A 14,559-nucleotide genomic window follows, 5' to 3' on the forward strand; every position below is an offset into this window, starting at 1 on the left:
GTCAGGGCGCGAGCTCCTCGCGGACGATCGCCGCTCCCGCGCTCAGCGCGCTGAGCTTCCCCCAGGCGAGGTCGCGGGGCAGCGGCGCCATGCCGCAGTTCGTGCTCGGGAGGAGCAGGTCCGCGTCGACGAACCGGAGGGCGCGTCGCAGGGTGTCGGCGACCTCCTCGGGCGTCTCGACGGTCCCGCTCGCCACGTCGATCGCTCCGAGCATGACCTTCTTGCCACGGACGAGCTCGATCAGCTCCATCGGCACGTGGGAGTGGTGGCTCTCCAGCGAGACGATGTCGAGCGAGGACTGCTGGAGGAGCGGCAACGACTCCTCGTACTGCCGCCACTCCGACCCGAGGGTCGCCTTCCAGTCGGTGTTCGCCTTGATCCCGTAGCCGTAGCAGATGTGCACCGCGGTCTCGATGCGGAGTCCCTCCGCCGCCCTCTCCAGCGCGGCCACACCCCAGTCGTGCACCTCGTCGAAGAAGACGGTGAAGGCGGGCTCGTCGAACTGGACGATGTCGACTCCGGCGTCCTGGAGGGCTCGCGCCTCCTCGTTGAGGATGGTCGCGAACTCCCACGCCAGCTTCTCGCGGCTCCCGTAGTGCCGGTCGGAGAGAGTGTCGATCATCGTCATCGGGCCGGGCAGCGCCCACTTGATGGGCTGATCGGTCTGCTCGCGCAGGAACCGGGCGTCGTCGGCGAACACGGGCCTCTCGAGCCCCACGGCGCCGACGACGGTCGGCACGCTCGCGTCGTACCGGTCGCGGATGCGCACCGTCTCGCGCCGCTCGAAGTCGACGCCCGTGAGGTGCTCGATGAACGTCGTGACGAAGTGCTGCCGGGTCTGCTCCCCGTCACTGACGATGTCCAGGCCCCGGTGGTGCTGCTCGTGGACAGCGGCGCGCAGGGCGTCCTGCTTGCCCTCGGCCAGGGCGTCGCCGGTCAGCCGCCACGGGGACCACAGGGTCTCCGGCTGCGCGAGCCACGACGGCTTCGGCAGGCTGCCGGCGATCGAGGTGGGCAGGAGCGGGAGGGCCGCCGAGGCTCCGCGCGCGCTCATCGGACCGCTCCCGCGTACCCGGCGGCCCACTGCCGCAGCCGCTCCCCGTGCGGCTTCATGAGGTGCTCCTCCGCGAACCGCCCCTGCTCGACCGCGAGCCGGCCGCGCTCCTCGCGGTCGTAGGAGACCGCGGGCCGCACGTAGTCCTGCTGCTCCAGGTCCGGCCGGTAGACGTCGGCGGCGGCCGAGCGCGCGCCGTAGATCTCGGGCCGGTAGATCCTCTGGAACGTCTCCATCGTGCTGATGGTGGCGATGAGCTGGAGGTCCGAGTAGTCCTCCAGCAGGTCGCCGCCGCAGTAGAACGCGAGCGGCGCCGTGCTGCCGGGCGGCATGAAGAAGCGGACGCCGAGGCCCATCTCCGCGAAGTACCGGTCGGTCAGCGAGAGCTCGTCCTGCCGGTACTCGACGCCGAGGATCGGATGGAGGGTCCCGGTGCGCCGGTACGTCCTGCTCGTCGAGACGCTGATGCAGATGACGGGCGGCGTCGACGAGAGCTCCGCGTACTGCGCGGAGTCCCGGAAGTGCTGGAAGAGCGCGCCCTGCAGGACGCCGAAGTCGTCGGGGACGGTGAAGCCGGCCTGCGCGGCGTTGACCGCCGGCAGCCGCACGCTGAAGTCGTGGTCGCGGAGGTAGGAGGAGAAGTTGTTCCCCAGTGTCCCCGGCTGACATCGGCCGGTGCGGCGGTCGAGGATCCGGGTGCGCAGGACCTCCAGCAGGGGGAACTCCCGGTCCTCGCCGTCCGCGGTGAGCCGCAGCCCGACGGAGACGATGTCGAGCCCGACCGTGTAGCGGCCGCGGCTCGGATCGTCGCCCGGCACGAGATCGTTCAACCGGTCGTCGATCATCCGCAGCGCGGTCCGGAGGTTCTCCCGGCGGCGCTCGCCGCGGGCCAGATTCGCGAAGTTGGTGGTGATCCGGGAGCTCTGGGCCGGCGAGTAGTCCTCGTCGAAGGGGGTGAGGGTGATGCTGAAGGCGGGTTCGTTCGTCATGATCGGCCGATCGGTAGGAGGGACTGGGGCGGGGGCACGATCAGTGCGGGTGGTCCTCGGTCAGCTTGAAGCCGAGTCGGCCGTGCGCGAAGGCGGCTCCGGCTCCGATGGCGGCCGCGACCCAGGCTGATTCGGCGAGCTCGGTCTCGGTCGCACCGGCGCGCACGGCGTTCTGGCCGTGGCCGTCGATGCAGTAGACGCACTGCTTGCTGATGCCCACGGCGTAGGCGATGAGCTCGCGGTACTTGAGCGGGATCTCGCGACCCTGCGGAGCGAAGACGGCGGTGTCGAAGGCGGTGAACGCCGCAAGGACGTCGGGGGTCTCCTTCTTGTAGGCGGCGGTGTAACGGCGGTCGGCTGCGCGGTCGTAGTAGGCGTCGGTCATGGTCTTCCTTCGGAGGTCGGAGAGGGGGCGGAGGGGATGAGGTCACGGCCGGGCGGGGATCTCCAGGCCGAGGTTCTCCCGCAGGGTCGTGCCCTCGTACTCGGTGCGCAGCGAACCGCGCTCCTGCAGCAGCGGCACGACGCGGTCGACGAACTCGTCCAGACCACCCGGGTGCAGGTGCGATCCGAGGACGACCCCGTCGCCGCCTCCGCTCTGCACGAACTCGTCGAGACGGTCGGCGACCTGCTCAGCCGTGCCCACGTACTCCGTGCGGTCGAAGACGGTCTCGGCGAGACCGCGGAGGGTGAGGTCGCGCTCCTGAGCGAGCGCACGCCAGGCGCGCACGGTCCCCGCGCGATCACCGTGGATCAGTGCGCGGCCCTCGATCAGCGGCGGCGCCTCGAGGTCGGCCTCGAGATCGGGTACCGGCCCGTCGACGTCGAAGCCCGACAGGTCCCGGTTCCAGACCTGCTCGAAGAGCACCTGGATCGTGCGCGGTGTGAGTTGCTGATCGCGGATCCACCGCGCTCTCTCCTCCGCCTCCGCAGCGGTGCCGCCGAGGACGACGGCGGCTGACGGGAGGATCCGCACGGAGCCGGCCGGGCGACCCGCCGCCGCGACCCGGGCCGCGATGTCGCGCGCGAACTCGTGCGCCTCAGGTCCCCGGTGGTAGGGGGAGAAGATCACGTCGGCGCTCGACGCCGCGAAGTCGCGACCCTGCGGAGAGACGCCCGCCTGCACGATCACCGGGCGGCCCTGCGGGCTGCGCGGCACGGTGAAACGGCCGGAGACGTCGAACTGGCTGCTCGAGACGGCGAACGACCCCGTCGACGAGTCGGCGAGGAACTCGCCGGAGGGGGCATCGGCTCGCACGGCGTCGGAGGTCCAGGTGTCCCAGAGCGTCGTCACCGCGCGGACGGCCTCCTCGGCACGGGCGTAGCGGTCGGCGCGGTCGAGGAAGCCGCCGCGGCGGAAGTTCGCGCCCGTGAAGGCGTCGAAGGACGTGACCACGTTCCACCCCGCTCGTCCGCCTGAGAGGTGGTCGAGGGTCGCGATCTGACGGGCGAGCTCGAAGGGCTCGTTGAACGTCGCGTTGAGCGTGCCGACCAGGCCGATGTGCTCCGTGACCGCGGCCAGCGCGGCGAGGAGCGGCAGAGTGTCCGGTCGTCCGGCGATGTCATGGTCGAACGGGCGCCCCGCGCGCTCCCGCAGTGCCAGACCCTCGGCGAGGAAGAAGTAGTCGAACCGCCCGCGCTCCGCGGTCTCTGCGACGCGGCGGAACGTCGAGAAGTCGACCTGGCTGCCGGCGTCGGGGTGCTCCCACAGGGTGTGCTCGTTCACCCCGCCCACGTAGGCGGCGAGGACGATCTGCTTCGGTCGCCGCGTCATGACTGCTCCTCGGAGGCGTAGCGGTTCGGGATCGACGTGGGCAGGCCCAGGGCTGAGCGGAGGGTGCGGCCCTCCTCCGTCCCGACGAGCAGACCGCGTCGGCGCAGCTCGGGCACGAGGTCGTCGGCGATCAGCGGCAGATCGGTGGCGAGAACCGCGGGTCGGAGGCGGACGCCGTCGTAGCCGAGCCGTGAGAGCTCGGCGATGCGGTCGGCGACGGACGCGGCCGACCCGGCGGCGACGGCGGCGTCGCCGGTGAGCGGTCGGCCGAGAGCGTCGAGGCGCGAGAGTCTGGCCGCGGCGGACTCCGCCGGGGTGTCGAGGACGACGACGAGGTCGGCGAGGACCCGCAGGCGCTCGCCCGTGCGCCCCGCCCCGCGCTCCGCCTCGGCGATCTCCTGGAGGATCCTCTCGGCGTCCGCTGCGTTCTGAGGCGTCGCGAACACGACGTCGGCCGAGCGCGCGGCGAAACGGTACGGGATGTCGGCGTGTGCGAGCGCGGCGACGACGGGCTGCCCCTGCGGCGGCCGGGGAGTGATCGCGGGGCCGCGCACCGAGAACCAGCGTCCTGCGAAGTCGACGCGGTGCACCTTGTCGGCGTCGAGGAAGCGATCGGTGGCGACGTCGCGGATCTCGGCGTCGTCCTCCCAGCTGTCCCAGAGTCTCCGTGCGACCTCGACGGCGTCGGCCGCCTCCTCGAAGAGCTCGTCGACGACGGCGCGGATCGCGGGGTCCTCGAGAAGGGGCGTGCCCGGCTCCGGCGGCACGATCGCCGCGATTCGTCGTCCGACGTGCGAGGCTTCGTCGACGCGTGACGACACCCTGACCTGCCAACCGCCCCGCCCCCGGCTCAGGTGGTCGAGCGTCGCGACGGCCTTCGACACGTGGAAGGGCTCCGTGTGCGTCACGGTGACCGTGGGCACGAGACCGATGCGGCTCGTGAGGGGGGCGACGTAGGAGGCGATCAGCAGCGCGTCGAGCCGGCCGCGGACCTCGTCGGTGCGGTCGTCGGCCAGGAAGGGGTCCGCCGATTGCAGGGCGAAGGAGTCCTCGATCGTCACGAAGTCGATCCCGCCGCGCTCCGCCCGCTGCACGATGTCCGCCCAGTACGCGCCGGTGAAGAGCGCGTCGGGACGGGCGCCAGGCTCGCGCCAGGACGCGGGGTGCCAGCCGGCGCCCTCGAGGGCGACGGCGAGGCTGAGGGGTGGGGCGGCGGTCATCGTGCTCCTCGGATCAGGGTGCCGGCTCGGACGAGCTCCTCGTCGTCGAGTGCGCGGAGGCGGCGCAGCAGCGCGCGCGCGACCTTGTCGTTCTCGCGGAACGACACCGCGTTCGTGCCCGGCCGGGAGAAGGCGCCGACGAACGGCGAGTCGGTGTACGGGCCGATCGCGTACCGGCGGCCGACGCGGCCTCCCGCCGTCGAGCGCAGCAGGGTGTCGTCCTGGTGCACGCGCAGCCTCCCGGTCGACAGGAGAGTGTCGCCGACGTCGACGAGGTCCTCGACCGCCGACCCCGACGCGACGAGCGCTCGCATCAGCGCGTCGTCACTCCTCGCAACGGACGTCCGGGGGAGGCGCGCGTCGACGAGAGCGTCAGCGAGGACGACCTGATCGGTCGCCCCGCCGCTCGCGACGAAGCGGCCCTCCTCTTCGGAGGTCTCCACACGGATGCCCGGGCCGAGGAAGTCGACGACGCCCGCGTCCGAGAGTGCGAGCAGCTCCTCGAGACGGTGCGCGGGCGGCCCGCTCGCGAGGAAGCTGAACCAGCCGAGCCACCATCCGTGCAGATCCTCGATCCGCGAGCGGGGCGTCCACCTCGCGGACGCGGTGAGATCGGCGACGAGGAAGTGGCTGCGCAGAAGCGCGAGGAAGAGCGCCATCGTGGCGCTGTGCTCCTGCCGGCTGCGCAGAGCCAGGTCGTCCCGGATGTAGGCGCGCACCGCCTCCTGCAGCGCCGAGCCGTCGGCGAACCGCACATCGGCGAACGGGCGGTCGAGATCGGGGAGGAGCAGCCTGTCGAGGCTGTCCGGCACAGTGTCCGCGACGAGCGCGGTCAGGGTCCGCGCATCTCCGAGGACCCGCTCGGCGTCGGCCCCGAGTGCGGGGAGAGCGTACCCCTGTCCCGCTTCGGGTCGCGGGCCGCGGGAGCCGGCGAGGACCGAGGCGCGCGGGTCGAGCCGCGAGAACACCTCCGAGAAGTGCGTCCAGTCGGTGCTCACCCGGTCGGGGTGCCCGGTGAAGAGCTCACGGTAGTAGCCCCAGAGCATCTCCTGGGCGATCAGGGGCCAGACGTCCTCGCTGAAGTCGAGCGGGCGGTGTCGCGAGCGCAGCTCCTCGACGACGGACGCCGAGAACCAGCGGGGCTCGGGCGCGGCTCCCTGGATCGTCGAGCCGATCTTCGAGTGGTAGGGGACCCCGCGGCGGCTGCCGATCAGGATGCGCGGCTCACGTCCCGACGGGTGGTAGCGCAGTCCGCCGGCGTCGTCCCGTTCGAAGCGGCCGCCCCGGCCCTCGGTGAGCAGCACCAGGAGGTCGACCGCGACGAGGCCGAGGCCGCGCACGATCACGTCGTGTCCGGCGCGGAGGGATCCGAGGTCGGCGTCGGCCGTGAACGACGGCGGCAGGTAGGCGAGGCCGTGGCGCTCGGCGAACCCGGCCAGCCGGGTCTCGTCGACCGTCGGCAGAGCGCCGCTGTGCCCGAGCGAGAACAGGACCAGGTCCGCCTCGATCACGTCGCCGGAGTCGAGGACGACCCGCTGCGCACCGTTGTCGCGGCCGAGCACCTCGACGACGCGCGCCGCGTGCTCGCGGACCTCGACGTCAGGGCGGAGAGCGGCGAGCGCCTCCCGGTGGAACCAGCGCAGATAGAGGCTCTGCAGCCGGCGGGTGGGGAAGCTGTCGGCGCGGAGCCCGTCGAGCTCGCGGCGCACGGCTTCGTCGCCCTCTGCGAGCGCGATCCGGCCGGCCCGCACCGCCTCCGCCCACTCGATCAGCGAGGGTCCGGGGCGCACCGGCCCCTCGATCGTCGCGCTCGCGTCGGTGAACATCGTCACGTCGGCTGCGAGCGAGTTGAGCTTCAGCAACGTCGACTGCTCGTAGCGCCAGATCCGGCCGGGGCCGACGGGGTACGGGTCGACGACGTGGACGACGAGCGCGGCCGGCCCGAGGGCGTCCTCGGCGGCGTTCGCGGCGAGGCGCTCGAGGACCCCGACCGCGCGGGGACCTCCCCCGACGATCACGAGGGAGCGGGTCCCGTCCGATGGCGCTGACATGCGTCCACGATGACCCTTCCCCCGTGAGGACGCCGCTCTGTGACGACTCGTGACGATGTGAAGAAGTGTGTAGCGGCGGGTTGGAGCCGGGTGGCCGCGGACCCTAGCGTCGGCCCCCACGGCGTGCAGAAAGGTGCGCCCCGACAGGCAGGAGCCTCGAGTGCCCATCGAATTCCTCGGCATCGCCGCGCTCAACGACGGCAGCGAGACACGAGCACGCAGCGGCGCGAGCTTCGACCCGGAGTACACGGTGCGTCTGGCCGCGGCTCATGAGGACAGCGGGTGGGACCGCATCCTGTTCGCCTACCACTCCGGAGCCCCCGACCCCGCCGTCGCCGCCGCTTTCATCGCGTCGCGGCTCGAGCGCATCCAGCTGCTGCTGGCGCACCGGCCCAACGTCTCCTACCCCACGGTCGCGGCGAAAGCCTTCGCGACCCTCGATCAGCTGAGTGGAGGCCGCCTGAGCGTCCACGTGATCACGGGCGGGTCGGACGCGGACCAGGCCGCGGAGGGCGACTACCTGAGCAAGGACGAGCGCTACGCGCGCACCGCCGAGTACATCAGGATCGTCAAGCAGGTCTGGACGACCCGTGAGCCGTTCGATCACGCCGGGGAGCACTACCGCTTCTCCCGGTTCGTCAGCGACGTCTGGCCGGTGCAGCAGCCTCGGCCGCAGATCTCGTTCGGAGGCTCCTCTCCCGCCGCTCTGTCCGTCGGTGCCGCCGAGAGCGACGTCTACGCGCTCTGGGGCGAGCCGCTGCGGGACACCGCCGAGCAGATCCGCAGCATCCGGGAGGCGGCGGCGGCGGCCGGCCGCGACGTCGCGCCGCGCATCCAGGTCGCCTTCCGACCCATCCTCGGGGCCACCGAGGAGCAGGCCTGGGAGAAGGCGGAGGGGATCCTCCGCCGCATCGAGGCGCGCACCCGCGAGACCGCCCCCGGAGGCCTCGCCGCGCCGGAGAACACCGGCTCGCAGCGCCTCCTCGCGATCGCCGCCGCAGGCGACCGTTTCGATCGCGCGCTCTGGACCAGGGCGGGAGTCGCCGCGGGAGCGCGCGGCAACTCGAACGCCCTCGTCGGGACGCCGGAGACGGTGGCCGCCGCGCTGCTCGACTACGTCGATCTCGGGGTCGACATCATCTCGGCGCGCGGCTACGACTACGTCGACGACACCCTCGACTTCGGTCGCCACGTGATACCGCTGGTGCGCGAGGAGGTCGCTCGACGCGACGCCGCGGCCGCCCAGGCCGCCGAGGAGGCCGCTCGTGTCCTCGTCTGACACCGTCGCGGCCGACGAGTTCGTCCATGTGCGGGCCGATGACCCGCGGGCCCGGCCCCTGCTCGACGAGCTCGAGCGCGAGTACGACACCCGCTACGGCACCGCCTGGGGCGAGCCGGCATCGGCCGAGCTCGCGCGCTACCCGAGCGAGGTGTTCGCCCCGCCGGAAGGATCCTTCGTCCTGCTTCTGCGCGACGGCACCGCGATCGCCGGAGGCGCGCTGAAGAGATTCGACGACACGACCGCCGAGCTCAAGCGCATCTGGACATCCTCGGCGCACCGTCGGCAGGGACTCGCCCTGCGCGTGGTCGCAGAGCTCGAGGCGGAGGCCCGCCGGCTCGGCTACTCGACCGTCTACCTCACGACCGGGCCGCTCCAGCCGGAGGCGCAGCGGCTCTACCTCACCGCGGGCTACACACCGCTCTACGACGTGACCCAGCCTCCGGAGGTGGTCGTCCTGCACGGCTATGCGCGGACGCTCACCGATCGGCCGCTTGACGTCGCGAGGATCCGGACCGCGCACGACGACTCCTTCGCGCAGCTCACCGCGTCCCTGCCCGACGGCGGAGCACGCCTGCGCGGTGGCGTCACGGGGCGTGCCTCATGAGCGGCACGATCGCGCCGCCTCGACCGCGGGACACGTCCGGCCCCCTTCCCGGAGGCATCGACCTCGCCCGACTCGGCGAGCGGCCGGTGCTGCCGCTGCGCCACCCGGTGCGCTGGGTGGTCGCCGCACTGGTCCTCGTGCTCCTGCTGAACGCCGGACAGACCCTCTTCACGAACCCGTCGTGGGAGTGGCCGAAGGTCGGGACCTGGCTCTTCAGTCCGGCGATCCTGAAGGGGCTGCAGCTGACGCTCCTCGCCACCGCCATCAGCGCCGTGATCAGCTTCGTCGGAGGCATCGTCGTCGCCGTAGCCCGGCTCTCGGGCAATCCGGTGCTGTCGACGCTCAGCTGGGTCTACATCTGGCTGTTCCGCTCGGTGCCGCTGATCCTCGTCCTCATCTTCCTGTTCAATCTCGGCAACCTGTATCCGACCGTCGGCATCGGCATCCCCTTCGGTCCGCAGTGGTCGGTGCCGACGGTGTCGCTGCTGCCTCCGCTCGCCCTCGGCGTGATCGGCCTGAGCCTGTCCGAGATCGCCTACAGCGCCGAGGTCGTCCGTTCCGGGGTGCTCGCGGTCGATCAGGGGCAGCACGAAGCGGCGAAGGCGCTCGGGATCCCGCAGCGCCGCCAGTTCACCCGCATCGTCCTCCCGCAGGCGCTCCGCTCGATCGTGCCCGCCTACGTGAACCAGATCATCGGCCTGCTGAAGGCGAGCTCGCTGCTGTTCTACGTCTCGCTGCTCGACCTGTTCGGGGTCGCTCAGAACCTCGGCAGCACGTACCCGACGGACATCATCCCCCTGCTCGTCGTCGCGACGATCTGGTACCTGGTGCTGACCTCGGCGATCTCGGTCGTGCAGTTCTACATCGAGCGCTTCTACGCCCGCGGCGCGCACCGGGAGCTCGCGCCCACGCCCCTCCAGCGGGTGCGGCGCTCGCTCGCCGGCCTGAGGAGTGCGCGATGACCGCCGCCATCGAGATCCACAACGCGACCAAGTCCTACGGCGACCGGACCGTGCTCCGGGGAGTCGACCTGCGCGTCGAGGCGGGCACCGTCACGGTTATCCTCGGTCCGAGCGGCTCGGGCAAGTCGACCCTGCTGCGGGCGATCAACCATCTCGAGAAGCTCGACGAGGGGTTCGTCTCCGTGAACGGCGAGCTGATAGGGGTGCGGCTGCGCGGCGGTCGGCTCAAGGAGCTGCGCGAGAAGGAGATCCTGCGCCAGAGGGCGAGGATCGGCTTCGTCTTCCAGAGCTTCAACCTCTTCCCGCACCTGACGATCCTCGAGAACGTCACCGAGGCGCCGATCTCGCAGGGGCAGCCGCCCGCGGAGGCCCGCGAGCGGGCACGCGCCCTGCTCGAGCACGTCCGTCTCGCCGACAAGGCGGCGGCCTATCCGAGGCAGCTCTCCGGCGGCCAGCAGCAGCGCGTGGCCATCGCGCGTGCGCTCGCGCTCGACCCCGAGGTGATCCTCTTCGACGAGCCGACCTCGGCTCTCGATCCCGAGCTCGTCGGGGAGGTGCTGCAGGTCATCCGGTCGCTGGCCGAGAGCGGCCGCACCCTCATCGTCGTGACCCACGAGATCGGCTTCGCCCGCGAGGTCGCCGACCGGGTGGTGTTCGTCGACGACGGCCTCGTCGTCGAGCAGGGCAGCCCGAGCGAGGTCCTCGACCGCCCGCAGAATCCGCGGACCCGCGACTTCCTCGGCCGAGTCCTCGGCTGAGCCCCCGCACTCCTCCTCTTCTCCATCCGCACGACAGACACAGGAATCGAATCATGACCAGACCGCACATCACTCGTTGGACCAGAGTCGGGGCGCTTCTCGCTGCCGCCGCGCTGACGACGGGCCTCGCGGCCTGCTCCGGTGCCGCCGCCTCCGACCCGGCCTCCCCGGGAGCCGCCTCCGGCACCACCACCGTCACCGTGGGTGCCCTCTCCAACGGAGCGGCGACCGAGACGGACATCGACGTGCCGGTCGTCGACGAGATCCGCGGCACGCTGCCGCAGGAGATCCTCGACCGCGGGACCCTGACGATCGGCGTCGGCGCTCTCCCCGCAGGCTTCCCTCCGCTCGCGTTCACCGGGACCGACACCGAGACCCTCACCGGCTCGGAGCCCGATCTCGGCCGCCTCGTCGCCGCCGTCCTCGGGCTGCAGCCCGAGGTGGAGAACTCCACCTGGGACAACCTCTTCGTGGGCATCGACACCGGAGGCAGCGACGTCGGCTTCTCGAACATCACCGTCACGGAGAAGCGCAAGGAGAAGTACGACTTCGCCTCCTACCGCGCCGACACCCTCGCGTTCCAGGTCCTCGCCTCGAACGACTGGGAGTTCGACGGCGACTACGAGAACCTCGACGGACTCACCGTCGCGGTCAGCAGCGGCACCAACCAGGAGAAGATCCTGCTCGAGTGGCAGGCCCGTCTGCAGTCCGAGGGCAGGTCCCTGGAGATCACGCGACTGCCCGATGCCAACTCCGTCACTCTCGCTCTCGGCTCCGGCCGGATCGACGCCTACTTCGGGCCCAACCCGACGACGGTCTACCAGAACCGGATCTCGGAGGACGGCGCCGACCCGACCCGCAACGCCGGCACGTTCTCCGGAGCGGGCGAATCGCACGACGGGCTGATCGCGGCGACTGTGAAGAAGGACTCCGGACTCGCCGAGCCGATCGCCCAGGCCCTCGGCTACCTCATCGGGAACGGTCAGTACCAGGACTGGCTGTCGGCCTACGGCCTGCAGGACGAGGCCGTGGACGAGGCCCTGGTGAACGCGCCCGGGCTCCCGCTCGACAACAGCTGAGCCGCCCCCGCCTCGGGCGCCCCGATCGACCAGCGGGGCGCCCTCCGCCCGCTTCCCCGAGGACTCCCATGCACCTGTTCGACTCGCTCACGCGCGAACGACTCGACCGCCCGACGAGCCGCAAGTGGAGCCTCCGCCCCGGCACCATCGGAGCCTGGGTCGCCGAGATGGACTTCGGTACGGCGCCGGCCGTTCGGAGGGCACTGCACGACGCCGTGGCCGGCGACGTGCTGGGCTATCTGTCCCCCTCGACTGCGGGCGAGCTGGGCGAGGCCGCCGCGGAGTACCTCGCTGAGCAGTACGCGTGGACGGTCGACCCCGCCCGCGTGCACTCCGTCTCGGATGTCATGGCCGCGCTCGGAGTGGCCGTCACCGAGTTCTCCCGCCCCGGCTCACCGGTGATCGTGCCTACCCCCGCTTACATGCCGTTCCTCACCTACCTGTCGGCCATCGGACGCGAGGTGATCGAGGTCCCGGGAACGATCGTCGACGGCCGCTGGGAGCACGACCTCGACGGGATCGATGCGGCCTTCGCGCAGGGAGCGGGCACCCTGGTGCTCTGCAATCCGCACAACCCGACGGGCTCGGTCCTGCCACGGTCCGAGCTCGAAGGTCTCGCCGCTGTCGTCGAGCGCCACGGCGGGCGGGTCTTCGCCGACGAGATCCACGCGCCGCTGCGGTTCGACGGCGTCCCCCACATCCCTTACGCCTCGGTCTCGGAGGAGGCCGCCCGGCATTCCGTCACCGGAACGAGCGCCTCGAAGGCGTGGAACATCCCCGGCCTGAAGGCCGCGCAGCTGATCACCACGAACGACGCAGACGAGGACGTCTACTCGCGCTTCGGGTTCGCGGTGCAGCACGGCGCTTCGAATCTCGGCGTGATCGCCTCGACGGCCGCCTACCGGGAGGGCGGAGCGTGGCTCGACGAGGTCGTCGACTACCTCGACGGCAACCGGCGCCTCATCGCCGACTTCCTCGCCTCCGAGCTGCCCCGGATCGGGCACCGCACCCCGGAGGCGACGTATCTCGCCTGGTTCGACCTGGGTGCTCTCGGCCTCGCCGATCCCGCGCAGCACCTGCAGCGCGAGGCGGGAGTGACGCTCACCTCCGGACGCCTGTGCGGCGCCGGCTACGCCGACCACGTGCGTCTCGTCTTCGCCATGCCGCGTCCCCTCCTCCTCGAGACGCTCGAAGCCGTGCGGGCCGCCGTGTGAACGGCGGAGCGCCTTCGCGGGGACTCGACGAGGTGGGACGGCGGAGCACCGAGGCGGGCGGCATCGCACGACAGTGGCGAGGAGCCGTCCTTCAGCGCCTCCGCTCCCTCTGCACCCCCGATGAGGCCGGGCCGCCGGCGGTGGACCGGGCGGCCTCGCGTGTCGAGGCTGTGCAGCTCGCCCACGAGATCGAGCACGGATCCTTCCGCCCGGTGCCCGGCCGGGCGCAGGATCCGGAGTGAGACGGGGCGGACCCCCCCCTACGTCCCGAAGAGGTTGGCGCGGGTTCCGCCGGGAGCGAGCTCGTCGCGGAGGATCCCGCGGCGGCGCAGCACGGGGACGAGGTCGTCGAGCATCCGGTGCAGGGTGACCGGGTGCAGGTCCCCGGAGAGGAGGAGCCCGTCGCTGCCGCCGTCGTCGCCGAGCTCCTCGACGAAGTCGGCGAACTCGTCCGCGGTGCCGACGAAGCCGGCGCGCTCGGCGACGCGGCCCTTGCGCGCCTTCCTGGTGAGCAGCTCCCGCAGCGGAGCGTCCTCCGTGCCGCCGTACAGGCCGGCGATGGTGCCGTGCGAGACGTGCTCGCCGAACACCGACCGCGGGACGGGGAGGTCCAGGTCCAGCCCGGTGAGGTCGGTCTCCAGGTCGCTCGACCAGCCGAGCGCGATCCGCCGCAGCGCGTCCTCGTCGGGGTGGCGCGACGCCTCGACGACGCGCGCGGCCTCCTCCGGGCTCGACACGATCTCGGGCTTCACGACGAAGAGCACGCGCAGGTCGTCCGCCGTCCGCCCGTGCTGCTCGGCCGCGGCGAGCACGCGCGCCCGGTAGTCGCGCACCGCCCGGGCCTCCAGAGGGGCGAGCGCGAGCTGCACGTCCGACTGCGTGCCGGCGAAGGCCAGGCCGCGGGGGGAGCCGCCTGGGGAGACGACGATCGGGTCGCCGTTCGCGAAGGGGACGGCGTTCAGGGGTCCGTCCACGCGGAAGCGCTCCCCGCGGTGGCGGAACGCGTCGATCCGGGTGCCATCGGCGTAGCGGCCCGACCCGGGGTCGGCGACCAGCGCGCCCTCGCCCCAGCTGCGCCAGAGCCGGCGGACGACCGCCATCCACTCGTCGGCCCGGTCGTAGGCCGCGTCGTGCGACAGCGGCTCCAGGCCCACGTGGCGGGCGCTGCCGACGTCGGTGACGAGGTTGATCCCGAAGCGGTCGGAGCTGAGGTGCTGCAGCGTCGCCGCCTGCCGGGCGGCGAGGTACGGGGGCGTGATGCCGGCGTTGATCGTCGGCGCCAGCCCGATCCGCTCGGTCGCCGCGAACAGGTACGGCGCCAGGAGGAGCGGATCGTGCTTCGGCCCGCCGTACGCTCCCCGCACCCGCAGGTCGAGCGTCTCCGGGGAGCCGAGCGAGACGGCGTCCTCCATCACGATCAGCTCGAAGCCGGCCTGCTCCAGCTCGCGGGCCGACTGCTGGTAGAGGCCGGGCTTCGTCCAGTCGTGGTTCCACTCCCGGTAGGGGTGCCCCCACCCCTGCGGGCCGAAGCCCCGGGAGAAGAACCAGCCGAAGTGCTGACGGCGCGCCACG

The 14,559-nt window shown here is 71.9% G+C and carries 13 protein-coding genes; 6 read left to right on the plus strand and 7 right to left on the minus strand.

Annotation, left to right across the window (positions count from 1 at the left end):
• Position 1: 1 nt before the first annotated feature.
• Genes C5C71_RS08105 through C5C71_RS08130 form a run of 6 tightly spaced genes read right to left on the minus strand, consistent with a single transcriptional unit; the run spans position 2 to position 7,088 of the window.
• Complete coding sequence (locus C5C71_RS08105) at positions 2–1,054, minus strand: methionine synthase (protein ID WP_104262243.1); 1,053 nt, start codon at positions 1,052–1,054, stop codon at positions 2–4.
• Positions 1,051–2,043, minus strand: coding sequence for a putative oxygenase MesX (locus C5C71_RS08110; protein ID WP_104337491.1), 993 nt, complete (start codon positions 2,041–2,043; stop codon positions 1,051–1,053). The genes C5C71_RS08105 and C5C71_RS08110 overlap by 4 nt, the downstream gene beginning before the upstream one ends.
• A gap of 40 nt (positions 2,044–2,083) precedes the next feature.
• Positions 2,084–2,428 (minus strand): carboxymuconolactone decarboxylase family protein, encoded by a 345-nt coding sequence (locus tag C5C71_RS08115; protein WP_104223293.1) that lies wholly within the window; start codon positions 2,426–2,428, stop codon positions 2,084–2,086.
• A gap of 42 nt (positions 2,429–2,470) precedes the next feature.
• The gene (locus C5C71_RS08120; protein ID WP_104319783.1) at positions 2,471–3,817 is read right to left on the minus strand and encodes an NtaA/DmoA family FMN-dependent monooxygenase; all 1,347 of its coding nucleotides are present in this window, start codon (positions 3,815–3,817) and stop codon (positions 2,471–2,473) included.
• Positions 3,814–5,037: an LLM class flavin-dependent oxidoreductase gene (locus tag C5C71_RS08125; protein WP_104226542.1), complete on the minus strand. Its 1,224-nt coding sequence runs from the start codon at positions 5,035–5,037 to the stop codon at positions 3,814–3,816. The genes C5C71_RS08120 and C5C71_RS08125 overlap by 4 nt, the downstream gene beginning before the upstream one ends.
• Positions 5,034–7,088, minus strand: coding sequence for an FAD/NAD(P)-binding domain-containing protein (locus C5C71_RS08130; RefSeq protein ID WP_104337492.1), 2,055 nt, complete (start codon positions 7,086–7,088; stop codon positions 5,034–5,036). The genes C5C71_RS08125 and C5C71_RS08130 overlap by 4 nt, the downstream gene beginning before the upstream one ends.
• Before the next feature lie 160 nt (positions 7,089–7,248).
• Between C5C71_RS08130 and C5C71_RS08135 the strand changes: the two genes are divergently transcribed.
• From C5C71_RS08135 to C5C71_RS08160, 6 genes are all read left to right on the plus strand, one after another.
• Positions 7,249–8,367: an LLM class flavin-dependent oxidoreductase gene (locus tag C5C71_RS08135; RefSeq protein ID WP_104233983.1), complete on the plus strand. Its 1,119-nt coding sequence runs from the start codon at positions 7,249–7,251 to the stop codon at positions 8,365–8,367.
• Positions 8,354–8,974 carry a GNAT family N-acetyltransferase gene (locus C5C71_RS08140; protein WP_219812286.1) on the plus strand — a complete coding sequence of 207 codons (621 nt, stop codon included), beginning with the start codon at positions 8,354–8,356 and terminating at the stop codon, positions 8,972–8,974. The genes C5C71_RS08135 and C5C71_RS08140 overlap by 14 nt, the downstream gene beginning before the upstream one ends.
• Positions 8,971–9,936, plus strand: coding sequence for an amino acid ABC transporter permease (locus tag C5C71_RS08145; protein ID WP_104233982.1), 966 nt, complete (start codon positions 8,971–8,973; stop codon positions 9,934–9,936). The genes C5C71_RS08140 and C5C71_RS08145 overlap by 4 nt, the downstream gene beginning before the upstream one ends.
• Entirely contained in the window at positions 9,933–10,694 is a 762-nt protein-coding gene (locus C5C71_RS08150) for an amino acid ABC transporter ATP-binding protein (RefSeq protein ID WP_104223287.1), read from the plus strand. Before C5C71_RS08145 ends, C5C71_RS08150 begins: the two co-directional genes overlap by 4 nt.
• A gap of 53 nt (positions 10,695–10,747) precedes the next feature.
• Positions 10,748–11,773: a transporter substrate-binding domain-containing protein gene (locus C5C71_RS08155; protein ID WP_104337493.1), complete on the plus strand. Its 1,026-nt coding sequence runs from the start codon at positions 10,748–10,750 to the stop codon at positions 11,771–11,773.
• Between the two features lie 68 nt (positions 11,774–11,841).
• On the plus strand, positions 11,842–12,987 hold the full coding sequence (locus tag C5C71_RS08160) for a MalY/PatB family protein (RefSeq protein WP_104247108.1): 1,146 nt from the start codon (positions 11,842–11,844) through the stop codon (positions 12,985–12,987).
• Positions 12,988–13,247: 260 nt separating this feature from the next.
• On the opposite strand, the gene C5C71_RS08165 is transcribed toward C5C71_RS08160, so the two are convergent.
• A complete protein-coding gene (locus C5C71_RS08165) occupies positions 13,248–14,558 on the minus strand; it encodes an LLM class flavin-dependent oxidoreductase (RefSeq protein WP_104337494.1) in 1,311 nt (436 codons plus the stop codon).
• Position 14,559 lies beyond the last annotated feature (1 nt).

It is taken from the genome of Rathayibacter sp. AY1C1 (assembly GCF_002932105.1).
GTDB lineage: Bacteria > Actinomycetota > Actinomycetes > Actinomycetales > Microbacteriaceae > Rathayibacter.

Excerpts from the sequence above, each read along its gene's own strand:
- C5C71_RS08130 (WP_104337492.1), bottom strand. The coding sequence starts at position 7,088 with ATGTCAGCGCCATCGGACGGGACCCGCTCCCTCGTGATCGTCGGGGGA.
- C5C71_RS08115 (WP_104223293.1), bottom strand. The coding sequence starts at position 2,428 with ATGACCGACGCCTACTACGACCGCGCAGCCGACCGCCGTTACACCGCC.
- C5C71_RS08155 (WP_104337493.1), top strand. The coding sequence starts at position 10,748 with ATGACCAGACCGCACATCACTCGTTGGACCAGAGTCGGGGCGCTTCTC.
- C5C71_RS08110 (WP_104337491.1), bottom strand. The coding sequence starts at position 2,043 with ATGACGAACGAACCCGCCTTCAGCATCACCCTCACCCCCTTCGACGAG.
- C5C71_RS08160 (WP_104247108.1), top strand. The coding sequence starts at position 11,842 with ATGCACCTGTTCGACTCGCTCACGCGCGAACGACTCGACCGCCCGACG.
- C5C71_RS08120 (WP_104319783.1), bottom strand. The coding sequence starts at position 3,817 with ATGACGCGGCGACCGAAGCAGATCGTCCTCGCCGCCTACGTGGGCGGG.
- C5C71_RS08145 (WP_104233982.1), top strand. The coding sequence starts at position 8,971 with ATGAGCGGCACGATCGCGCCGCCTCGACCGCGGGACACGTCCGGCCCC.
- C5C71_RS08125 (WP_104226542.1), bottom strand. The coding sequence starts at position 5,037 with ATGACCGCCGCCCCACCCCTCAGCCTCGCCGTCGCCCTCGAGGGCGCC.
- C5C71_RS08105 (WP_104262243.1), bottom strand. The coding sequence starts at position 1,054 with ATGAGCGCGCGCGGAGCCTCGGCGGCCCTCCCGCTCCTGCCCACCTCG.
- C5C71_RS08150 (WP_104223287.1), top strand. The coding sequence starts at position 9,933 with ATGACCGCCGCCATCGAGATCCACAACGCGACCAAGTCCTACGGCGAC.